This window comes from Achromobacter agilis (assembly GCF_900496965.1).
GTDB classification, from domain to species: Bacteria; Pseudomonadota; Gammaproteobacteria; order Burkholderiales; family Burkholderiaceae_B; genus Achromobacter; species Achromobacter agilis.
Window position 1 is genome coordinate 42105 of sequence record NZ_UFQB01000011.1, and the last position, 20710, is coordinate 62814.

General features: G+C 66.2%; 20 protein-coding genes. 13 read left to right on the forward strand and 7 right to left on the reverse strand.

The window, feature by feature from the left end:
• Window positions 1-148: 148 nt before the first annotated feature.
• The 6 genes from AGI3411_RS14595 (at window position 149) to AGI3411_RS14620 (ending at window position 6212) form a co-directional block, all read left to right on the forward strand.
• Complete coding sequence (locus AGI3411_RS14595; RefSeq protein ID WP_129528086.1) at window positions 149-1249, forward strand: ABC transporter ATP-binding protein; 1101 nt, start codon at window positions 149-151, stop codon at window positions 1247-1249.
• Complete coding sequence (locus tag AGI3411_RS14600) at window positions 1249-2337, forward strand: ABC transporter ATP-binding protein (RefSeq protein WP_129528087.1); 1089 nt, start codon at window positions 1249-1251, stop codon at window positions 2335-2337. Before AGI3411_RS14595 ends, AGI3411_RS14600 begins: the two co-directional genes overlap by 1 nt.
• Window positions 2334-3224, forward strand: a complete 891-nt coding sequence (locus AGI3411_RS14605; RefSeq protein ID WP_129528088.1) for a carbohydrate ABC transporter permease — start codon at window positions 2334-2336, stop codon at window positions 3222-3224. The genes AGI3411_RS14600 and AGI3411_RS14605 overlap by 4 nt, the downstream gene beginning before the upstream one ends.
• Complete coding sequence (locus AGI3411_RS14610; protein ID WP_129528089.1) at window positions 3217-4029, forward strand: carbohydrate ABC transporter permease; 813 nt, start codon at window positions 3217-3219, stop codon at window positions 4027-4029. The genes AGI3411_RS14605 and AGI3411_RS14610 overlap by 8 nt, the downstream gene beginning before the upstream one ends.
• A gap of 27 nt (window positions 4030-4056) precedes the next feature.
• Window positions 4057-4365: a DUF2160 domain-containing protein gene (locus AGI3411_RS14615; protein WP_129528090.1), complete on the forward strand. Its 309-nt coding sequence runs from the start codon at window positions 4057-4059 to the stop codon at window positions 4363-4365.
• 116 nt (window positions 4366-4481) lie between these two features.
• A complete protein-coding gene (locus AGI3411_RS14620; RefSeq protein WP_129528091.1) occupies window positions 4482-6212 on the forward strand; it encodes an ABC transporter substrate-binding protein in 1731 nt (576 codons plus the stop codon).
• Between the two features lie 53 nt (window positions 6213-6265).
• On the opposite strand, the gene AGI3411_RS14625 is transcribed toward AGI3411_RS14620, so the two are convergent.
• The gene (locus AGI3411_RS14625) at window positions 6266-7168 is read right to left on the reverse strand and encodes an NAD(P)/FAD-dependent oxidoreductase (protein WP_129528092.1); all 903 of its coding nucleotides are present in this window, start codon (window positions 7166-7168) and stop codon (window positions 6266-6268) included.
• A 263-nt stretch (window positions 7169-7431) separates the two neighbouring features.
• Here AGI3411_RS14625 and AGI3411_RS14630 point away from each other — a divergent pair, with 263 nt between their 5' ends.
• The 3 genes from AGI3411_RS14630 (at window position 7432) to AGI3411_RS14640 (ending at window position 11344) form a co-directional block, all read left to right on the forward strand.
• Window positions 7432-8253: a glucose 1-dehydrogenase gene (locus AGI3411_RS14630; protein WP_129528093.1), complete on the forward strand. Its 822-nt coding sequence runs from the start codon at window positions 7432-7434 to the stop codon at window positions 8251-8253.
• A gap of 23 nt (window positions 8254-8276) precedes the next feature.
• Window positions 8277-10097 (forward strand): glycoside hydrolase family 15 protein, encoded by a 1821-nt coding sequence (locus AGI3411_RS14635; protein ID WP_129528094.1) that lies wholly within the window; start codon window positions 8277-8279, stop codon window positions 10095-10097.
• 119 nt (window positions 10098-10216) lie between these two features.
• Entirely contained in the window at window positions 10217-11344 is a 1128-nt protein-coding gene (locus AGI3411_RS14640; RefSeq protein ID WP_129528095.1) for an acyl-CoA dehydrogenase family protein, read from the forward strand.
• 29 nt (window positions 11345-11373) lie between these two features.
• Here AGI3411_RS14640 and AGI3411_RS14645 read toward each other — a convergent pair whose 3' ends face one another.
• The 5 genes from AGI3411_RS14645 to AGI3411_RS14665 all read right to left on the reverse strand — a co-directional run bounded on the left by AGI3411_RS14645 (window position 11374) and on the right by AGI3411_RS14665 (window position 13956).
• Window positions 11374-11745 carry a DUF2784 domain-containing protein gene (locus AGI3411_RS14645; RefSeq protein ID WP_129528096.1) on the reverse strand — a complete coding sequence of 124 codons (372 nt, stop codon included), beginning with the start codon at window positions 11743-11745 and terminating at the stop codon, window positions 11374-11376.
• 13 nt (window positions 11746-11758) lie between these two features.
• Window positions 11759-12334, reverse strand: a complete 576-nt coding sequence (locus AGI3411_RS14650) for a restriction endonuclease (RefSeq protein ID WP_129528097.1) — start codon at window positions 12332-12334, stop codon at window positions 11759-11761.
• Window positions 12335-12371: 37 nt separating this feature from the next.
• Entirely contained in the window at window positions 12372-12617 is a 246-nt protein-coding gene (locus tag AGI3411_RS14655; protein ID WP_129528098.1) for an RNA-binding S4 domain-containing protein, read from the reverse strand.
• 35 nt (window positions 12618-12652) lie between these two features.
• Entirely contained in the window at window positions 12653-13336 is a 684-nt protein-coding gene (locus tag AGI3411_RS14660) for a DUF502 domain-containing protein (protein ID WP_129528099.1), read from the reverse strand.
• A gap of 152 nt (window positions 13337-13488) precedes the next feature.
• The gene (locus AGI3411_RS14665; protein WP_129528100.1) at window positions 13489-13956 is read right to left on the reverse strand and encodes a winged helix-turn-helix transcriptional regulator; all 468 of its coding nucleotides are present in this window, start codon (window positions 13954-13956) and stop codon (window positions 13489-13491) included.
• Window positions 13957-14091: 135 nt separating this feature from the next.
• On the opposite strand from AGI3411_RS14665, the gene AGI3411_RS14670 reads away from it, so the two are divergent.
• A complete protein-coding gene (locus tag AGI3411_RS14670; protein WP_129528101.1) occupies window positions 14092-15393 on the forward strand; it encodes a D-amino acid dehydrogenase in 1302 nt (433 codons plus the stop codon).
• A gap of 93 nt (window positions 15394-15486) precedes the next feature.
• Here the strand turns inward: AGI3411_RS14670 and AGI3411_RS14675 are convergent, their stop codons facing one another.
• On the reverse strand, window positions 15487-16368 hold the full coding sequence (locus tag AGI3411_RS14675) for a LysR family transcriptional regulator (RefSeq protein ID WP_129528102.1): 882 nt from the start codon (window positions 16366-16368) through the stop codon (window positions 15487-15489).
• A gap of 187 nt (window positions 16369-16555) precedes the next feature.
• Here AGI3411_RS14675 and AGI3411_RS14680 point away from each other — a divergent pair, with 187 nt between their 5' ends.
• From AGI3411_RS14680 to AGI3411_RS14690, 3 genes are all read left to right on the forward strand, one after another.
• Entirely contained in the window at window positions 16556-17521 is a 966-nt protein-coding gene (locus AGI3411_RS14680) for a Bug family tripartite tricarboxylate transporter substrate binding protein (protein ID WP_244240362.1), read from the forward strand.
• Between the two features lie 31 nt (window positions 17522-17552).
• Window positions 17553-18779: a CaiB/BaiF CoA transferase family protein gene (locus AGI3411_RS14685; protein WP_129528104.1), complete on the forward strand. Its 1227-nt coding sequence runs from the start codon at window positions 17553-17555 to the stop codon at window positions 18777-18779.
• Between the two features lie 77 nt (window positions 18780-18856).
• Entirely contained in the window at window positions 18857-20647 is a 1791-nt protein-coding gene (locus AGI3411_RS14690) for an acyl-CoA dehydrogenase family protein (protein WP_129528105.1), read from the forward strand.
• Window positions 20648-20710 lie beyond the last annotated feature (63 nt).

The window sequence follows — 20710 nt, forward strand, 5'->3', positions numbered from 1 at the left end:
GCTTCTTGAGTAAAACGCACAAAAAACGAAAGCTATCTGAAAGAGTATGCTCATCCTGTCGTTCGCTTGGCGCAGGTCGAGCCGCTGTACCGAATACCGAAGTCCGCATTAAACAAATAGGGACGTATTAGTAGGTAGAGGAGATCAGATGCAGCTGAACCTGGACAGGATCGGTTTGCGGGCCGGCTCGCAAACGCACCTGTACCCCATGAGCCTCGCGCCGGTCGAGGGCGCCATGACGGTACTGCTGGGGGCAACCCTGGTGGGCAAGACGTCGCTGATGCGCATCATGGCCGGACTGGACCGGCCCACCGAAGGCCGCGTGCTGGCCGACGGGGCGGACGTGACCGGCGTGCCGGTGCGCCAGCGCAACGTCGCCATGGTGTACCAGCAGTTCATCAATTACCCGTCCATGTCGGTCTACGACAACATCGCTTCGCCGCTCAAGCTGCGCGGGGCGGGCGACATCCGCGAAAAAGTCCGCGCCATGGCGGCCCGGCTGCATATCGACCACCTGCTGGAACGGTATCCGTCGGAACTGTCCGGCGGACAGCAGCAGCGGGTGGCGCTGGCGCGGGCCCTGGCCAAGGACGCGCCGCTCATCCTGCTGGACGAACCCCTGGTCAATCTGGACTACAAACTGCGCGAGGAATTGCGCGACGAACTGTCCGAGCTGTTCGCCGAAGGGCGTTCCACGGTCGTGTACGCCACCACCGAACCCGGCGAGGCCCTGTTGCTGGGAGGCCACACGGCCGTGCTCGATGCGGGCGAGCTGCTGCAATACGGGCCCACGGCCGAGGTCTTCCACCGGCCCAATTCCCTGCGCGTGGCGCGCGCTTTCAGCGATCCGCCCATGAACCTGTTCGCGGCGCGCCGGACGGCCGCCGGCTTCGTGCTGCAAGGCGAGATGGAAGTGGAGCGGGCGCTGCCGCAGGGCACGGGCGGAGACGGAGACGGCGCGGAAATCACCGCCGGCCTGCGGGCCGGCGCGCTGGACGTGGAACCCCGACCTGGCCACCTGGGCTTGCCGGGGGTCGTGAAGCTGGCCGAGATCTCCGGTTCCGACACGTTCGTGCATGCCGAAACGGCGGCGGGCGACGTGGTGGCGCAATTGCCCGGCGTCCATCGCTACACCCTGGACCAGCGCGTGCAGCTGTACTTCGACCCTGCCCAGACCTATGCCTTCGGCGCCGGCGGCGCCTTGCTGGCCGCCCCGCGGCAGCCGGCGGGCGCGGGGGAGGCGGCCTGATGGCGGAGATCGAGCTGGACCTTTCCCATTCCTATGTCGCGGATCCCAGGACGGACGACGATTACGCGTTGCTGCCGCTGAAGTTCACGTTCCAGGACGGCGGCGCCTACGCCTTGCTGGGGCCGTCCGGCTGCGGCAAGACCACGCTTCTGAACTGCGTGTCCGGCCTGTTGCGCCCGTCCCATGGCCGCATCCTGTTCGACGGCCGGGATGTCACCGGCAAGACGCCGCAGGCCCGCAACATCGCCCAGGTTTTCCAGTTTCCCGTCGTGTACGACACCATGACGGTGGCCGAGAACCTGGCGTTTCCGCTGCGCAACCGCGGCATGGCGCGCGACCGCATCCGCGAGCGGGTGGGACGCATCGCCGAGATGCTGGAGATGTCCTCCGTACTGGACCGGCGGGCCAGCGGCCTCACGGCCGACGCCAAGCAGAAGATCTCGCTGGGCCGCGGGCTGGTGCGCAGCGACGTGTCGGCCATCCTGTTCGATGAGCCGCTGACCGTGATCGACCCGCAGCTCAAGTGGGAACTGCGGCGCAAGCTCAAGGAAATCCACCACGAATTCAAGCTGACGCTGATCTACGTGACGCACGATCAGACCGAGGCGCTGACCTTCGCCGACCAGGTCATGGTGATGGCGCGGGGCCGGGCCGTGCAGGTGGGCAGCGCGGATGATCTGTTCCAGCGCCCGGCGCATACGTTCGTGGGCCATTTCATCGGCTCTCCCGGCATGAATTTCCTGCCCGCGCAATGGCGCGAAGGCGCCCTCGACGTCGGCCAGCGCCGCGTGGCGGGCGTGCCCGAGGCCATGGCGGCCAAACTGGCCGGCGCGGGGCCGGTGAAGCTGGGCGTGCGCCCCGAGTACCTGCGCCTGGCCGAGCCGGACGCCGCCGGCGCCGTGCCCATGCGCGTCGAGCGCGTGCAGGACGTGGGCACGTATACGCTGCTGGTGGCGGATTTCGAGGGCGTGCCCGTGCGCGCCCGCCTGGGCAACGGCGCCGTGCCGGCCGCGGCCGGCGGCACGGTCTGGCTGTCCGTGCTCAACCCGCATACCTGCTTCTACCGCGACGAGGAGCTGATCCGATGAAACCCATAGATCACCGGGCCTGGTTCCTGGTCCTGCCCGTGGTGCTGTGCGTGGCGTTCTCGGCCATCCTGCCGTTGATGACCATCGTGAACTATTCGGTGCAGGACATCATTTCGCCCGATCGCCGCGTGTTCGTCGGCACCGAGTGGTATGCCGCCGTGCTCCAGGACGAAGAGCTGCATGGCGCGTTGCTGCGCCAGATCGGCTTTTCGCTGGCGGTGCTGGCGATCGAGATCCCGCTGGGCATCCTGCTGGCGCTGTCCATGCCGGCCAGCGGCTGGCGGGCCTCCGCGGTGCTGGTCATCATCGCGCTGTCGCTGCTGATCCCCTGGAACGTCGTCGGCACCATCTGGCAGGTATTTGGCCGCACGGACATCGGTCTGCTGGGCGCTGCGCTGTCCTGGATGGGCGTGGACTACAACTACACGGGCAACGATATCGACGCCTGGGTTACGGTGCTGGTCATGGACGTCTGGCACTGGACGCCGCTGGTGGCCTTGCTCTGCTACGCCGGCCTGCGCGCGATTCCGGACGCCTACTATCAGGCCGCCCGCATCGACGGGGCCTCGCGCATGGCCGTGTTCCGCTACATCCAGCTGCCCAAGATGCGCGGCGTGCTCATGATCGCGGTGCTGCTGCGCTTCATGGACAGCTTCATGATCTACACCGAGCCCTTCGTGCTGACGGGCGGCGGGCCGGGCAACGCCACGACCTTCCTGTCGCAGTACCTGACGCAGAAGGCCGTGGGCCAGTTCGACCTGGGGCCGGCCGCCGCGTTTTCTATCATCTACTTCCTGATCATCCTGCTCTTGTGCTTCATCCTCTACAACTGGATGCAGCGCGCCGGCACGGCCGGCGGCTTCGACGAGGAGCGCTCGAATGCGTGAGAACAACACCTGGTGGCGCGGCGCCTTCCTGACCCTGTACCTGGTCTTCGCCATCCTGCCGCTGTACTGGATGCTGAACATGTCGTTCAAGACGAACACCGAGATCGTCAGCACGCTGACGTTCTGGCCCAGCGACTTCACCTTCGAGCACTACCGGACGATCTTCACGGATCGGGCCTGGTACTCGGGCTACATCAATTCGCTGATCTACGTGGCCATCAATACCGTCATTTCGCTGGCCGTGGCGCTGCCCGCCGCCTATGCGTTCTCGCGCTACCGCTTCATCGGCGACAAGCACGTGTTCTTCTGGCTGCTGACCAACCGCATGACGCCGCCCGCGGTGTTCCTGCTGCCGTTCTTCCAGCTCTACAGCTCGTTCGGCCTGATGGACACGCATCTGGCGGTCGCCCTGGCGCACCTGGTGTTCAACGTGCCGCTGGCGGTGTGGATTCTGGAGGGCTTCATGTCCGGGGTCCCGCGGGAGATCGACGAAACCGCCTATGTCGATGGCTATTCTTTTCCGCGTTTTTTCCTGACGATCTTCCTGCCGCTGATCAAGTCGGGCGTGGGGGTGGCGGCCTTTTTCTGCTTCATGTTCAGCTGGGTGGAACTGCTGCTGGCGCGCACGCTCACCTCGGTCAACGCCAAGCCCATCGTCGCCACCATGACGCGCACGGTGTCCGCCTCGGGCATGGATTGGGGCGTGCTGGCCGCGGCGGGCGTGCTGACCATCGTGCCCGGCGGCATCGTCATCTGGTTCGTGCGGCACTACATCGCGAAGGGCTTCGCGATGGGCCGGGTATAGCGCCGGAAACCATCAGGAGGACCGCCCATGTTCAGCTGGATGGTATGGACCACCCCCGTCGCCGTGTTCTTTTCCTGCATCGTCCTGATGCTGGTCGGCATGACGGTGTGGGAACTGAAATCGCCCACGGTCGAGCGCAAGGGATTCCTGCCCCTGCGCACCACGCGGGGCGACCGCCTTTTCATCGGCCTGATGGCCGCGGCCTGGGTCAACCTGGCGTACGTGGGGTTTGGCGAGAAGGCGGCCCAATGGCTGTCGCTGGACGAGCCGCCCTCGGTGTGGATCGGCTTTGCCGCGTCGATGCTGGTACTGGCATTCGTCATGAGGAAGGGCTGAAGAGGGGCGCCAGACCCCTCGTCAATGCAAGCGGTGTGGAAGGACTATCGGCCAGCGTCTTCCCCGGCCAGCGGTCCGCAGCGAACAGTGGGGAAGGCTTATCGAGGAGACAGGTCATGAAATTGCGCATGCACGCCATGGCGGCCGCTATCGCCCTGATCGGAACGTCGGGAGCGTGGGCCGGTGAGCCGGAAGCGAAGAAGTGGGTCGATTCGGAGTTCCAACCCTCATCGCTGTCCAAGGACCAGCAGATGGCCGAGATGAAGTGGTTCATCGAGGCCGCCGCCAAGCTCAAGGCGAAGGGAGTCAATGAAATCAGCGTGGTATCCGAAACCATCACCACGCACGAGTACGAATCCAAGACGCTGGCCAAGGCCTTCACCGAGATCACCGGCATCAAGGTCAACCACGACCTGATCCAGGAAGGCGACGTCGTCGAGAAGCTGCAGACGTCCATGCAGTCCGGCAAATCCATCTACGACGGGTGGATCTCTGACTCGGACCTGATCGGCACCCATTACCGCTACGGGGCGATCCTGCCGCTGTCGGACTACATGGCCGGCGCGGGCAAGGAATGGACCAATCCGGGCCTGGACCTCAAGGACTTCATCGGCACCAAGTTCACCACGGCGCCGGACGGCAAGCTCTACCAGCTGCCCGACCAGCAATTCGCCAACGTCTACTGGTTCCGCGCGGACTGGTTCGCGCGCCAGGATCTGAAGGACAAGTTCAAGGCCAAGTACGGCTACGAACTGGGCGTACCCACCAACTGGTCCGCCTACGAGGACATCGCCGACTTCTTCTCGAACGACGTCAAGGAGCTGGATGGCAAGAAGGTCTACGGCCACATGGACTACGGCAAGAAGGACCCGTCGCTGGGCTGGCGCTTCACCGATGCCTGGCTGTCCATGGCCGGCGCGGCCGACAAGGGTCTGCCCAACGGCATGCCGGTGGACGAATGGGGCATCCGCGTCGCGGACGACAAGTGCACCCCGGTGGGCGCGTCGGTCTCGCGCGGCGGCGCCACCAACAGCCCAGCCGCTGTCTATGCGCTGACCAAGTACGTGGACTGGATGAAGAAGTACGCGCCGCAGCAGGCCATGGGCATGACCTTCTCGGAGTCCGGCCCCGTGCCAGCCCAAGGCCAGATCGCGCAGCAGATCTTCTGGTACACGGCCTTCACCGCCGACATGACCAAGAAGGGCCTGCCGGTGGTCAATGACGACGGCACTCCCAAGTGGCGCATGGCCCCGTCGCCTTATGGCCCATACTGGAAGGACGGCATGCAGAACGGCTACCAGGACGTGGGCTCGTGGACCTTCTTCAAGTCCACCGACCCGGACAAGATGGCCGCGGCCTGGCTGTACGCGCAGTTCGTCACGTCCAAGTCGGTGTCGCTGAAGAAATCCATCACCGGCCTGACGTTCATCCGCGACAGCGACATCAATAGCGAGTTCTTCACCAAGAACGCCGCGAACTATGGCGGCCTGATCGAGTTCTATCGCAGCCCGGCGCGCGTGGCATGGACCCCCACTGGCAACAACGTGCCGGACTATCCGAAGCTCGCGCAGCTGTGGTGGAAGAACGTCGCCACCGCCGTAACCGGCGAGAAGACGCCGCAGGCCGCCATGGACAACCTGGCCAACGAAATGGACCAGGTCATGGCGCGGCTGCAACGGGCGGGGATGGCGCAGTGCGCGCCGAAGCTCAATGCCAAGAGCGATCCGTCCAAGTGGCTGTCCGATCAGCATGCGCCTTGGAAAAAGCTCGCCAACGAAAAGCCCAAGGGCGAGACCATTCCCTATGAAAAGCTGCTGGCCGCCTGGAAGGACGGCAAGGTCAGGTAAGCGCCCGGCCGCAAAAAAACGCCACGGCAACGTGGCGTTTTTTTGCTTTGCCGTCAGGCCATCACGAGCGACCGGTGCGCGCACACGCCGGCCATCACGCCCGAGGCGCTGGCCAGGGTCGCGTTGCTCATGGGAATGGCTGCGTCGCCTGCGGCAAACACCCCCGCGACCGTCGTCTGCTTGAGCGCATCCACGCGGATCACGGGCCCCAGCGGGCCTTCGTCGAACGCGCAGCCCAGCTGCATCGCCAGCGGGCTGGCCATGTGCGTCCTGCTGGCCACGAAGAGCGCGTGGACCGCCATGCGGCGGCCGTCGGCAAGCTTCACGGCGTCCAGCGCGGGCGCCGCGCCCATCAGCTCGACGACGGGCGTGCGTTCGATGCGCACGCCGCGTTTGGCGAGCAGGGCCGCCTGTTCGGCGTCGGGCTCGAACTCGCCTTGCGTGAAGTAGGTGGTCGGGCCCCAATCCGGCAGCAGCGCCGCCTGATGGGCGGACAAGGGATGCGCGGCCAGCACGCCCAGCGGCCGGCCGGCGTTTTCGTAGCCATGGCAGTAGGGGCAGTGCAGGACCGTCTGGCCCCAGCGCTCCTGCAGGCCCGCCAGGGGCGGCAGTTCGTCGCGCAGGCCGGTGGCCAGAATCAGGCGCAGGCCGAGCGCTTCGCGCCCGTCGGCCAGCGCGACGCGGAACGGGCCGCCGTCGCGGACGGCGCTGGCCTTTGTCGCTTCTCCGTCAAGGAAGGTGAGGGTGGGATACAGCGCGAGCTGCGCCCGCGCCTGTTCCAGGATGTCGCGGGGCGGCCTGCCGTCCTGCGCCAGGATTCCGTGCGCGTGCGCGGCGTAGCGGTTGCGGGGCAGGCCCGCGTCGATCAGCAGGATGCGCTGGCGGGCGCGCGCCAATTGCAGGGCGGCGGACAGGCCGGCGAAGCTGCCGCCGACGATGATGGCGTCGTATGTCATGGACGGACTCCCAGGAATGTCTATCAAGATACTTTATAAGTTGCATAATAGGGCAAGAGAGGCCACTTATGCAACTTTAAAAGTATCGTGTGGGCGTGGAGCCCGTCAGGCAGCCTGGCGCGCGCCCACGTCGCCCGCCGTGGCCGCGCCCGCTGTGTCAAACCCTGTTGCGCGTCGGGGTTGTGCCGTCCGGAGGGCAGGACTAACCTGATTAGCTCGACATCCAGCGGCCGTGCCTGGCGGTGCGCCGCAAGGGAGGCGGCATGCGGCAAGGTTCGGACCTTAAAGGGCGCGTCGCGCTGGTTACCGGCGCGTCGTCGGGCATCGGGCGGGCCACCGCCATCGCGCTGGCGGCGGCGGGCGCGCGCGTGGTGGTCAATCACCGGGCGGGCGGCGATTCGCAGGTGCGTGCGGCCGCGGTGGTGGAAGACATCCAGCGCGTGGGCGGCCAGGCCGTGGCCGCGGCCGCCGACATCAGCCGCGAAGCCGACGTGGAACATCTGTTCGGCGAGGCCGTGCGGCACTTCGGGCGGCTGGACATCCTGGTCAATAACGCGGGCATCGAGCACCCTTCGCCGATCGCCGACATGACGCTGGCCGACTGGCGGCGGGTAATCGACGTGAACCTCACGGGCCATTTCCTGTGCGCTCGCGCGGCGGCCAGGGCCTTCGAGACGCAGCCCGCGGATCCGGCGCGGCAGGGCCTCGCCCAGGGCAACATTCTCTTCATCAGCTCGGTCCACGAAGTTATCCCGTGGGCGTTCCAGGTGAACTACGCGGCGTCCAAGGGTGGGGTCTCCTTGCTGATGAAGTCGCTGGCCCAGGAGCTGGCGCCCGCCAGGATCCGTGTGAACTCCATCGCGCCGGGCGCCATCCGCACCGCAATCAACCGGCCCGCCTGGGATACCCCGGACAGCCTGGCGAATCTGCTCAAGCTGATTCCCTATGGCCGTATCGGCGAACCCGAGGATGTGGCGCAGGCCGCCGTCTGGCTCGCCAGCGACGCATCCGATTACGTCACGGGCACGACGCTGTTCGTGGATGGCGGGATGACGCTCTATCCCGAATTTCGCGGCGCGGGCTAGGGCCTGAGCATAGGGCGGCGCGCATGTCCAAACCCCTGGAAGACTACGGACTCATCGGGAATATGCTCTCCGCCGCGCTGGTCGCGCGGGACGGCTCGATTGATTGGCTCTGCCTGCCGCACTTCGATTCGCCCGCCTGCTTCGCGGCGCTGCTCGGCGACCAGCGCCATGGACGCTGGCGCATCGCCCCACACGGCAAGGCCGCGGGCGTCTCGCGGCGCTACGTGCCCGATACCGCCGTGCTGGAAACGCGCTACGAGACCGCCACGGGCGCGGCCACGCTGTTCGACTTCATGCCGCTCAGCGACGACGACGAACGCGCGGACGTGGTGCGTATCGTGCGCGGCGAATCCGGGCACGTGCAGATGGACATGGAGCTGGTGCTGCGCTTCAACTACGGCCAGGCGGTGCCCTGGGTGCGGCGGCGCGACTACGGCCTGAGCGCCATCGCCGGGCCGGACGCCGTCGAGCTGCATACGCCCATCGAGCTCGAGGGCCACGAGCTCAAGACCACGGCGCGCTTCAACGTGCACCCGGGCACGGTGGTGCCCTTCACCTTGTCGTACCACCGTTCGCACCGCACCCCGCATTTCGTGCCGGACCGGGTCGAAAGCATGGACCGCACGATCTCGTGGTGGCAGGAATGGGCCAAGCGCTGCCACTGGGAAGGGCCGGCGGATGCGCGGCGCGATGCGGTGCTGCGTTCGTTGATCACGCTGAAGCTCCTGACCTTCCAGCCCACGGGCGGCATCATCGCCGCGCCCACCACCTCGCTGCCGGAGACGCTGGGCGGCAGCCGCAACTGGGACTACCGCCATTGCTGGCTGCGCGATTCGGCGCTGACGCTCTATGCGCTGCTCAATGCCGGCTATCGCGAAGAGGCCGAGGCCTGGCGCCAGTGGCTGCTGCGCGCGGTGGCCGGGCATCCTGACCAGTTGCAGATCATGTACGGCATCGCCGGCGGGCGCTGGCTGCCGGAGCAGGAGATTCCCTGGCTGCCCGGCTACGCATCCAGCCTGCCGGTGCGCAGCGGCAACGGCGCGTCGGGCCAGAATCAGCTCGACGTCTACGGCGAGCTCATCGAGACCCTGTATGCCGCGCGCGTGGCGGACCTGGCGCCGCTGGCCGAGGCCTGGCGCCTGCAGAAGGTACTGCTGGAGCCGCTGGCGCGGCGCTGGACGGAGCTGGACCATGGCATTTGGGAAGTACGGGGGGAGCGGCGGGCTTTTACGCATTCCCGGCTGATGTGCTGGGTGGCGTTCGACCGGGCGGTCAAGGCGTGCGAGCGTTTCGGCCTGAAAGGACCGGTGCAGGCATGGCGCCGGCTGCGCGAGCAGATCCGGGCCGATATCTGCGAGCACGGCTACGACCGTGAACAGGGTTGTTTCGTGCAGAGCTATGGGTCGGATGCGCTGGACGCCAGCCTGTTGCTGATTCCCCAGGTGGGCTTTCTGCCCGCCGACGATCCGCGCGTGGCGGGGACGGTGCGTGCCATCGAACGCGGGCTGCTGCGCGACGGCCTGCTGCGCCGCTACTCCACCGACCGCACCGATGATGGGCTGGAGGGCGAGGAAGGCGTGTTCCTCGCCTGCAGCTTCTGGCTGGCGGACGCCTACGTGATGCAGGGCCGGCTGGACGACGCGGAGCGCCTGTTCGAGTGGCTGCTGACGCTGCGCAACGACCTGGGCTTGCTGGCGGAGGAATACGACGTGGTCCGCCGGCGGCTGGTCGGCAATTTTCCGCAGGGCTTTTCGCATATCGGCCTGGTGAATACCGCCTACAACCTGAGCGGGGCGACGGGCCCCGCGCGCCAGCGCGCCGAGCAGGACGCGCCGCGCGCCTGACGGGCCCGCCGCGGTGTATCCTCGCTGTCATGCGGGGCCCCTATGACGGGCCCCGTCTCGCGCAGACAAAGCCAGGCGGCGATCCCGCACGCTGGCTGCCGCACCCAGGAGAGACAACCATGCTTTTGACGGAAGAACAGCAAAGCGTCCAGGAAATGGCGCGCCGGTTTGCGCAGGAGCGCCTGGCGCCCAATGCCGAACGCTGGGACCGCGACCACCACTATCCCGCCGACGCCATCGCCGAGATGGCGCAGCTCGGGTTCTTCGGGATGCTGGTGCCGGAGGCCTGGGACGGCAACGACAGCGGCTATGTGTCGTACGCCGTTGCGCTGGAGGAGATCGCGGCGGGCAACGGCGCCTGCTCTACCATCATGAGCGTGCACAATTCGGTCGCCTGCATGCCCATCCTGAAGTTCGGCACCGATGCGCAGAAAGAACAGTTCCTGCGGCCGCTGGCCCGCGGCGAGCACATTGGCGCCTTCGCGCTGACCGAGCCGCAGGCCGGCTCGGACGCCAGCAGCCTACGCACCCGCGCGCGCCGCGACGGCAGCGATTACATCCTCAACGGCGCCAAGCAGTTCATCACTTCCGGCCGCAACGGCCAGACCGTGATTGTGTTCGCGGTGACCGATCCCGAGGCCGGCAAGCGCGGTATCTCCGCGTTCATCGTGCCCACCGATACGCCCGGCTACAAGGTGCTGCGGGTAGAAGACAAGCTGGGCCAGCATGCATCCGACACCTGCCAGATCGCGTTCGAGGACTTGCGCATCCCGGCCGCCAGCCGCCTGGGCGAGGAGGGCGAAGGCTACAAGATCGCCTTGTCCAACCTGGAAGGCGGCCGCATCGGCATTGCCTCGCAGTCCGTCGGCATGGCGCGGGCCGCGTTCGAATGCGCGCGCGATTACGCCCGCGACCGCCAGGCCTTCGGCAAACCCATCATGGAGCATCAGGCCGTGTCGTTCCGCCTGGCAGACATGGCCACGCAGATCCACGCCGCCCGCCAGCTGGTGCTGCACGCCGCGGCCCTGCGCGCCGCGGGCCTTCCGGCTCTTACCGAGGCGTCGATGGCCAAGCTGTTCGCCTCCGAAATGGCCGAGAAAGTGTGTTCCGCAGCCATCCAGACCCTGGGCGGATACGGCTATCTGAAGGATTTTCCGGTAGAGCGCATCTACCGCGATGTGCGCGTGTGCCAGATTTATGAAGGCACCAGCGACATCCAGCGCCTGGTTATCGCGCGCAGCCTGTAGGAACGGAGCTTCCGGTGCCCGGCGCCGCGCTACGCGGCGGGGCGCCGGCCGCGCCGGGCCCAAAGGGCGTAGATGATGAGATTGCCCGCGATCAGCAGCGCCGCCAGCGCAATCTGTACTTCCCGTGTGATGTGCTCGGGGTAGATGATCCCCAGCACGTAGTGTTCGATGAAGCCGCCGCCGTAGCCTTGTTGGCCGGCCTGTTGCCGCAGCGAAACCTCGAGCGGCGTCAAGGGGCAGATCCAGCCCATGCCGATCACCAGGGCGCCCCAGGCGAGCGCGGGCAGATGCACATAGGCGATCCAGCGTTTCCAGAGCGCCAGCAGCCCGCCGAACACCACGAATGCGACGAAGAGGCCGTGGACGACGAGCACCAGATCGGCAAGCAGGCGGTAGCTCATCGCCGTGTCCGGATCAGGTCTTCAGGTCCCGCAGCAGCTTGGCCAGCTCGGGCGCCGTCATCAGCGACACGCCTTGCGCCTTGGCGTATTGCTGCGCGTTTTCAGAGACCTCGCCCAAGGCGATGTAAATGGCTTCGCGCGCGCCGCGTTGCTCGCGCGCCGCCTGCAGCTCGCGCAGGGGCTCGACGCCGACGCGGGCGGCCTTCCAGCGCTTGGCGCTGACGATGGCCACGTGCCCGTCCTTGCTGAGCGCGAAGTCCGCGCCGGCAACCTGCAGGCGCTGCACCTCGCAGCCGTCGCGGCGGAAGCCCGCCTCGACGGTCCGGGAGAAGTCCGCCCACGACATGCCGGCCGCCGCTTCGGCCACGGCCTGCACGCGCGCGCCCGACGGCGCGCGCAATTGCTTGTAGGCCGCCATGATGGCGATGACCGCGAACGGCACCGCGGCAAACACGCCCATCGCGGCGTACTCCAGGGGCAGGGCGGCAAAGCCGGCCGCCGACAGCAGCACGGCCACTCCCGCGCTCATCCACCACGGCGAGCGCAGCAGGACGGCGAAGATGGAGTTCCGGGACATCTTGAATTTCATGGCGGCTCGCGGCGTTGCTGGGATGGATGAGGGAGCGTCAGGCCGGGGCGCCGCCCGCCTCGGCGGCGCGCACCACGATGCGCGCGTCGCCGCAGGTGACGATCTGGCCGGGCCGGATCTTCGCCGTCTTGCGGGTTTCCACAACGCCGCCCACGCTTACGTGGCCTTCCGCCACGAGCATTTTGCCGGCGCCGCCGCTGTCGCATACGCCGGTGGCCTTCAGCAGCTGGTTGACTTCAATATAGGGGCTGCCGTCGGCGAGCGTGAATTCGATGATGGGCATGTCGCGCCTGGAAGGGATGAAACGGGGAAGAGGGTTCAGGCCTGGCTGCTGCTGCCGCCGCCGCTGGCGTCGCCGGGCGCGCCGGGCGCGCTGCCCGGCGGTTCCGGCATGGCGGGCGCGGCCGGCCGGTTGTTGTTCTCGGCGCGCGCCATCCAGGCGATCAGCGACGAGCGCATGGCTTCCTCGACGGACATCTGGATGGGTTGCACCCACTCCTGCGGCACGAACACGGTGTAGCCGCCGATCATGTAGCCCATCGGCAGGTAGACGGCCACGCGGCCGTCCTGCGAAAAGCCTTCGGGCAGCCCCTCCATGCTGCGGCGGGTGACCAGGCCCACCAACTCCAGTTGCTGGCCGGGAATGCGCAGGATCACGACCTGCTGGGCGGTGTTCTTGGAACTGGGCGAGAAATAGTCCGCGAAGCTTTTCAGGGACGAATAGATGCTCTTGACCACCGGCAGGTTGGTGAACGGCATTTCCACGAGCGTCAGCACGCGCTGCACGCGCTCCTTGGAGACGAGGTAGCCGATCGCGAGGATGCCCAGGATGCCCAGCGCCAGGCCCATGCCCGGCACGTAGAAGCCGCCGATGAAGGGGCGCAGGAAGGTCAGCGCCACGGCCTCGGTCCAGGCCAGGAATATATAGAGCAGGTAGATGGTCAGCGCCAGGGGCAGGACGGTGATCAGCCCGCGGAAGAAGTATTTATAGAGACGAGTCATAGGCAAAAAGGCAAAGAAATTGGGGTCGCATGCGCAGCGGCGCAAGCCGGGGGCCGCCAGCATAGCAGCCGGCGCGGTGCGATCCGGTAACAAACCGCGTGGAAAGCGGCGCCGCGCTCGCGCCCGGCCGCCTGCGGTCCCAGGGCGCCGCCCTAGCGGTCCACGGGCACGTACAGCGTCTCCTTGATCTCCTCCATGACGACATAGCTGCGCGACTCGGCGGATGCCGGCAGGCGCTTGAGGATTTCGCCCAGGAGACGGCGGTATTCATTCATTTCGGTCAGGCGCGCCTTGACCAGGTAATCGAAATCGCCCGACACCAGGTGGCACTCCATGACTTCAGGCACGTACAGCAGTTCCTTCTTGACCTTGTCGAACACGTCGCCGGATTTGGCCGACAGCTTGATTTCGAGAAAGACCAGCAGGTTCTTGCCCAGCGCCGAAGGATTGACGCGCGCATGGTAACCCGTGATGACGCCTTCGCGCTCCATGCGCTTGATGCGGTCCGAGCAGGGGGTGGCCGACAGGCTGATCCGGTCGGCCAATTCGGTCACGGAAATCCGGCCTTCGCGCTGCAGAATATCCAGGATTTTCAGGTCGATACGGTCTAGGTCGCGCATTTCACTTTTGGCGATCGGAAAACAGGATTGGGCCGGGAAAAAGCACTGCCAAAGGCAATTCTTCAGTGTTTTTCACTAGATAGAGACTCATAGACTACCGAAATTCCTGCACAAAACCAAACACTGGAAAGAATCATGCACGTCATCGTCCTCGGCAGCGGCGTTATCGGCACCACGACCGCCTATTACCTTGCCCGCCAGGGCGCCAAAGTGACCGTGCTGGACCGCCAGCCGGCGGCCGCGCTGGAGACCAGCTACGCCAACGCCGGCCAGGTGTCGCCGGGCTATTCCACCCCCTGGGCCGCGCCCGGCATCCCCCTGAAGGCCATCAAGTGGCTGTTCCAGAAGCACGCGCCGCTGGCGATCCGCCTGGACGGCAGCCTGTACCAGCTGAAGTGGATGGCCGCCATGCTGGCCAACTGTTCGGCCGAGCGCTATTCGGTCAACAAGGAACGCATGCTGCGCCTGTCCGAATACAGCCGCGATTGCCTGCGCGAACTGCGCGCATCCACCGGCATCCATTATGAAGAACGCACGCGGGGCACCCTGCAGCTGTTCCGTACGGAGGCCCAGCTGGAAGCCGCGCGCCGCGACATCGCCGTGCTGGAAGAGGTGGGCGTGCCCTACGAACTGCTGGACCGCAATCGCCTGGCGACCGCCGAGCCCGCGCTGGCCCGCTCGATCGGCAAGCTGTCCGGAGGCCTGCGCCTGCCCAATGACGAAACCGGCGATTGCCAGCTATTCACCACCCGCCTGGCGGAAATGGCCGCCGGGCTCGGCGTGGAATTCCGCTACGGCCAATCGGTGTCCGGCCTGAACACCGCGGGCGGCCAGGTCTCGGGCGTGCGCGTCGGCAACGACGTGCTGACCGCGGACCGCTACGTTGCCGCCTTCGGCAGCTACACGCGCGGTTTCCTGGAGCCGCTGGGCCTGGACCTGCCGGTCTATCCGGTCAAGGGCTACTCGCTGACCATCCCCATGGCCGACGAATCCGCCGCGCCGGTTTCGACGATCCTGGACGAAACCTACAAGATCGCCGTGACGCGCTTCGACAAGCGCATCCGCGTGGGCGGCATGGCCGAACTGTCGGGCTTCGACCTGCGCCTGAAGGATGCCCGCCGCAAGACGCTGGAACTGGTCGTGAACGACCTGTTCCCCGGCAGCGGCAATGTGGCCCAGGCCGAGTTCTGGACGGGCCTGCGTCCCATGACGCCGGACAGCACGCCGGTGGTCGGCCCGACCCGCTACGGCAACCTCTACCTGAACACCGGCCACGGCACGCTGGGCTGGACCATGGCCTGCGGCTCCGGCAAGCTGGTCGCCGACCTGGTCATGGGCCAGCGCCCGGCGATCCGCACGGACGGCCTGGACCTGTCCCGCTATGACCGCAAGGCCAAGGCCGGTCGGCCGCTGGTGCTGGACAGCAAGGGCGCCTGATCCCCGCAAGTCGCGCGGCGGCGGCCAGAAGCCGTGCCCGCAATGGCCCGACCGGCGCAAAACGCCGCTCGGGCCATTTTCATGTTGCATGGGCTAGGCAGGCGATGCCGCCAGGCATTCCAGCAGGGCGAGCACCGCAGGCTGTGCTTCGTCCTGGCGCCAGATGCCGCGCAGGTCCGACGGGTTTGCGGCGTGCGCGATGGGGCGGCACACCAGATTCGGCAATCGCACTTTGCCCAACGACGCCGGCACCAGGGATACGCCGAATTCGTGCGATACCAATGTCGCGATCGTCAGCATGTTCCGGACTTTGTGCCGGATGTGGGGCGTGAAGCCGGCTTCCAGGCAAAGCGAAAGAATCTTGTCGTAGTAGCCGGGAGAAAAATCCCTCGGAAACAGCACAAAATCGTCGTGCCGCAATTGCTGCAAGTCGATGGCTTCCTGGCGCGCCAGCGTGTGTGTTTCGGGAAGCAGGCAGGCGAAGGCCTCGCGGTGCATCACCCGCGATGCGATGCCGGACGGCATCACTCGGGGATGCACGATCCCGATGTCGATCTGGCCTCGCTGCAATGCGTCGATCTGTTCGTAGCTGCTGAGTTCGTACAGCACGACTTCGACCTCCGGACGTGCCGCGGCAAAGCCGCGGATGTCCGAGGCCAGGCGCGTCAGGAATGACGAACCCACAAAGCCGATATGCACGGCGCCGGCCTCACCGTTGGCGGCCCGCCGGGCCTGCTCTTCGGCGTCGCGCGCCAGGGCCAGGAGCTTCAGCGCCTCCCGGTAGATCACTTTTCCCGCTTCCGTCAGCGCCACCTCGCGCGTGGTGCGCCGCAGCAGCTCCATGCCCAGCGATGCTTCCAGCTGGCGGATGTTGAAGCTGAGCGGCGGCTGGGTGATGGACAGCCGCTTGGCGGCTCGTCCGAAGTGCAATTCCTCGGCGACGGCGACGAAATACCGGAGTTGGCGCAGATCCATGGGGACGCTTAGGGTGAGGCCGGAGCGATTGCCCGCCTCGGCCTGCAAATATTGATCCAATATCTGTATGAATAGCACAAAAAAATATATTGGACGAGAAAAATGGTGCTGCCAATAATGGGCTTCACCGCAGCGGTACGCGGCAATGAATCCGGGCGCAGACCCGCGATCCACCAAGGAGACTGTTTTGCGTATCAATACCCTCATCACGCTTGCCGCTGCCTCGTTGCTGACCGCCGCCGCGCAAGCCCAGGACTATCCCCGCATGCCCATTCGGCTCATCGTGCCGTACTCGGCGGGCGGCATGACGGACGTGGTGGCGCGCGTCATCGGCCAAAAATTGGGCGAGCGCCTCGGGCAGCCAGTGATCGTGGAGAACCGCGCCGGCGCGGCCACCATCATCGGCGCCGAGATGGTGGCCAACGCCAAGCCCGATGGCTACACACTGCTGGCGGCAACCAACACGACGCTGACGATTAACCCCTGGCTATATCCCAAGCTGCCCTACGACGCGGTCAAGAGCTTTGCGCCGATTGCGCTCATTGCCACCACACCCAGCGTCATCGTCGTCAACCCGAAGGTGCCCGCCCAAACGCTGCAACAGCTCGTGGACCTGGCCCGGGCCAAGTCAGGCGAGTTGAGCTACGCCTCGTACGGGAACGGTTCGACGGCCCATCTGGCGGGCGAAATGCTGCGGTCCAGGACCAAGACCAATTTCCTGCACGTTCCATACAAGGGCAGCGCGCCTGCCAAGGCCGCGGTAATGGGTGGCGAGGTTTCCGTCACGTTCGAGCCCGCGTTCACCGGTTTGCCCCAGATCCAGGCGGGCAAGCTGACTGCGCTGGCCGTCATGAGCGACAAGCGTTCCGCGGTGCTGCCGGATCTGCCCACCACGGCGGAACTGGGCTACCCCGACATGAAAATGTCCGCCTGGGTCGGCATCCTGGCACCGTCGGGCACGCCGCCGGCCATTGTCCAGACCCTGAACAGCACGATCGAGCAAATCATGGCCCAGGCCGATGTGCGCCAGGCCCTGCTGCGCTCGGGCGGGGAGCCTGTCGGCTATTTCGGAGACGCGTTCAGCGCGTACATCCGCGACGAAAGCGCCCGCTACGGGCGTGTCATCGAAGACGCCCACATTCGCATCGACTAATCGCGCGCTAGCTGGCATCGAGACCGCAGACATGAAGATCAAACCGCTTTCTCACATACGCGTGCTGGACCTGACCCGGGTGCTGGCGGGGCCCTGGTGTACCCAGAACCTTGCCGACCTGGGCGCCGAAGTCATCAAGATCGAACGCCCCGGCGCCGGGGACGACACCCGGGGCTGGGGCCCTCCCTGGATGCCGGACGCCAACGGGCGGCCGCGCGAGGACTCCGGTTACTACGCTTCGGCCAACCGCGGCAAGAAGTCCGTGACCGTGGATATTTCCACCGCGCAGGGGCAGGAAATCGTTCGCCGGCTGGCCAAGGATTCCGACGTGCTGGTGGAGAACTACAAGGTCGGCACGCTGGCGCGCTATGGGTTGAGCTACGAGGATCTGCGGGCCGTCAATCCGTCGCTGGTCTATTGCTCGATCACGGGGTTCGGCCAGACGGGGCCCTATCGGCACCGTCCGGGGTACGACTTCATCTTCCAGGGCATGGGCGGTTTGATGAGCATTACTGGCGAGGCCGATGGACTGCCGGGCGGCGGTCCGCAGAAAGTGGGCGTCGCGGTCGCGGATATCACAACGGGCATGTACGCCAGCCTTGCGATCACGGCCGCGTTGACGTGGCGGGAGCGCAGCGGGCAAGGGCAGCATATCGACATGGCTCTGCTGGATTGCATCCTTGCCTTCGGCAGCAATCCTGCCGTCAACCATCTGGTGTCGGGCAAGGAGCCCAAGCGCTACGGCAATGCCCATGCCAACGCGGTGCCGTACCAGGTTTTCGATACGCAGGACGGACGATTGATCGTGGCCGTGGGCAACGACAGCCAGTTTGCGGCCTATTGCCGGGAAATCCAGCGGCCGGACCTGGCCCAGGATCCGCGCTATGCCAAGGTCAGCGGGCGCTTGGTCCATCGCGACACGCTGTTGCCCCAGCTGTCTCAGGCCATGGCAACGGATACCAGCGCCGCCTGGCAGCGGCGGCTGGAAAGCGCGGGAGTGCCCTGCGGACCCATCAACACCTTTTCCGAAACGTTCTCGGATCCGCAAGTGGTGCACCGGAAGCTGCGGGTGGATCTGCCTTTGTCCACGGGCGGCACGTGCCCTGGCATCGCGAGCCCGATGCGGTTTTCGGAGACGCCGCTCGATCACGCGATCGGTCCCCCCGTCCTGGGCGAACACACGCAAGACGTATTGACACAGCGTCTTGGCTTATCGGACGCGGCGCTGGCGCAGTTGCGCGCAGCCGGCGTGGTCTGACGCATTTTCATATTGGTGACGTACGTAGCCGCGCCGCTTCAGGCGCGGCGCCGAGTCACGACCTTCAGGAGCTGCCCGTGCCATTCCAAGCCAAGTATGACGAGTATGTCCGCCCGCGTCCGGAGCGGTCTTTCCAGAGTTCCCACTACCTTGCGCCCGATTGCGCCGGCCAGGATTTCTTCGCGCTGGATCGGGGCTTGCAGGACCTGCTCAAGCTCTATCTGCCGGCCGCCGTGCATGGCAAACTGTTGCCGCAGTTTGAACGCATGGGGCAGTTGGCCGGAGGCCGCCTCAATACGCTGGCTACCGTTGCGGATAAGTTCCCGCCCGTGCTGCATGCGCGCACCCGCTGGGGCGAAGACGAAGACTGGATCGAATACCACCCTGCCTATCAAGAAATGGAGCACATCGCCTTTGGCGATTTTCAGTTCCATGCCATGAGCCATCGGGCCGGCGTGCTGGGCTGCGATGCGCCATTGCCGCCGATAGCAAAGTACGCGCTGCAATACCTGTTCGTCCAGGCGGAGTTCGGCCAGATGTGTCCAATCAGCGTGTCGGACACGTCGATTCACCTGATCCGGAAGTTCGGCAGCCCGGCCCTGCGCGAAAAGCTGCTTCCTCGCATGCTGTCGAACGATCCGGCCACGCTCTGGAAGGGGACACAGTTCATGACGGAAAAAACGGGCGGCTCAGATGTCGGCGCCCTGGAAACCGTCGCGCGCCAGGCCGACGGGCAGTGGCGGCTGCATGGAGAGAAGTGGTTCTGCTCCCACACGGATGCGGACGTCGCCTTGCTGCTGGCCCGTCCGGAAGGCGCGCCGCAGGGTACGCGCGGACTGGCGTTGTTCGCGATGCCACGCCGCCTGGACGACGGCAGCCGCAATGCCTATCGCATCGTGCGTCTCAAAGACAAGCTGGGCACCCGCTCGATGGCCAGTGGGGAAATCCGGCTGGAGGGGGCGTTGGCGTATCTGGTCGGAGACGTCGACCAAGGCCTGAAGCACATGATGGAACAGGTCAATCTGTCGCGTCTGTCGCATGGCGTGCGCGCGGCGGCGATGATGCGCCGCTGCTTGAATGAATCCATGGTGGCGGCGCGCCACCGCCACGCCTTCGGGCGCGACATCATGGGCTATCCGTTGCTGCGCCGGCAGTTGCTCAAGCTGTTGACGCCGACGGAAGCGGCGTTGTCCATGGTCATGGCGGCGGCGGACGTCATGGGGCGCGCCTATGACGGCAACGCAGATGCCGCGCGGGTATTGCGTTTGCTGACGCCGCTGCTCAAGCTGCGGACCTGCCGGGACAATATCGCCGTCGCGACAGGCGCAATGGAAATACGCGGCGGAAATGGGTACATCGAGGATTTCATCAATGCCCGCCTGGTGCGCGACGCCCATATCGGCGTGTTGTGGGAAGGCACCAGCAATATCAACGCGCTGGACGCGATCCAGCGGGCCGTGCGCAAGGACGGCGCGCACGAAGCGCTGTCGGCCCTGCTCAACAGCAGGCTCGAGGAAGCGGCCGCATTGCCGGCGGCGTGGCGCGCAAGCTTGCGCGACTGCGTGCGCCGGGCGATCGATCTGGCGCACGCAGTCGGGACGCAGGAGCGGCTCGAGGCCCAGGTGCGCCGCGCGGCATCCGCGCTGTACTACGTGTCGGCCGCCGTGTTCATGGCCTGGGAGGGCTGCCAACCGGGCGTGGACGCTAGGCGCCTGTTGCTTGCCGATGCCGTGCTGCGCCACCGCTTGCTCGCTTCGGATCCTTTGCGCGCCGGCGAAGAGGGCGAAACGCAAGGAGACAGGCTGTTGCTGCAAGAGGCGCCCTTGACGCTCGCGCAGGTGTTGCCATGGCTGACCCCGGCCTCCTGAGCGAGACCGGCCCGGGGAAGAGGAAGTCGCGAAGGGCGGCGCCGAAGGGAGCGTCTTCCTCTT

Excerpts from the sequence above, each read along its gene's own strand:
- AGI3411_RS14595 (WP_129528086.1), top strand. The coding sequence starts at position 149 with ATGCAGCTGAACCTGGACAGGATCGGTTTGCGGGCCGGCTCGCAAACG.
- AGI3411_RS14600 (WP_129528087.1), top strand. The coding sequence starts at position 1,249 with ATGGCGGAGATCGAGCTGGACCTTTCCCATTCCTATGTCGCGGATCCC.
- AGI3411_RS14605 (WP_129528088.1), top strand. The coding sequence starts at position 2,334 with ATGAAACCCATAGATCACCGGGCCTGGTTCCTGGTCCTGCCCGTGGTG.
- AGI3411_RS14610 (WP_129528089.1), top strand. The coding sequence starts at position 3,217 with ATGCGTGAGAACAACACCTGGTGGCGCGGCGCCTTCCTGACCCTGTAC.
- AGI3411_RS14615 (WP_129528090.1), top strand. The coding sequence starts at position 4,057 with ATGTTCAGCTGGATGGTATGGACCACCCCCGTCGCCGTGTTCTTTTCC.
- AGI3411_RS14620 (WP_129528091.1), top strand. The coding sequence starts at position 4,482 with ATGAAATTGCGCATGCACGCCATGGCGGCCGCTATCGCCCTGATCGGA.
- AGI3411_RS14625 (WP_129528092.1), bottom strand. The coding sequence starts at position 7,168 with ATGACATACGACGCCATCATCGTCGGCGGCAGCTTCGCCGGCCTGTCC.
- AGI3411_RS14630 (WP_129528093.1), top strand. The coding sequence starts at position 7,432 with ATGCGGCAAGGTTCGGACCTTAAAGGGCGCGTCGCGCTGGTTACCGGC.
- AGI3411_RS14635 (WP_129528094.1), top strand. The coding sequence starts at position 8,277 with ATGTCCAAACCCCTGGAAGACTACGGACTCATCGGGAATATGCTCTCC.
- AGI3411_RS14640 (WP_129528095.1), top strand. The coding sequence starts at position 10,217 with ATGCTTTTGACGGAAGAACAGCAAAGCGTCCAGGAAATGGCGCGCCGG.
- AGI3411_RS14645 (WP_129528096.1), bottom strand. The coding sequence starts at position 11,745 with ATGAGCTACCGCCTGCTTGCCGATCTGGTGCTCGTCGTCCACGGCCTC.
- AGI3411_RS14650 (WP_129528097.1), bottom strand. The coding sequence starts at position 12,334 with ATGAAATTCAAGATGTCCCGGAACTCCATCTTCGCCGTCCTGCTGCGC.
- AGI3411_RS14655 (WP_129528098.1), bottom strand. The coding sequence starts at position 12,617 with ATGCCCATCATCGAATTCACGCTCGCCGACGGCAGCCCCTATATTGAA.
- AGI3411_RS14660 (WP_129528099.1), bottom strand. The coding sequence starts at position 13,336 with ATGACTCGTCTCTATAAATACTTCTTCCGCGGGCTGATCACCGTCCTG.
- AGI3411_RS14665 (WP_129528100.1), bottom strand. The coding sequence starts at position 13,956 with ATGCGCGACCTAGACCGTATCGACCTGAAAATCCTGGATATTCTGCAG.
- AGI3411_RS14670 (WP_129528101.1), top strand. The coding sequence starts at position 14,092 with ATGCACGTCATCGTCCTCGGCAGCGGCGTTATCGGCACCACGACCGCC.
- AGI3411_RS14675 (WP_129528102.1), bottom strand. The coding sequence starts at position 16,368 with ATGGATCTGCGCCAACTCCGGTATTTCGTCGCCGTCGCCGAGGAATTG.
- AGI3411_RS14685 (WP_129528104.1), top strand. The coding sequence starts at position 17,553 with ATGAAGATCAAACCGCTTTCTCACATACGCGTGCTGGACCTGACCCGG.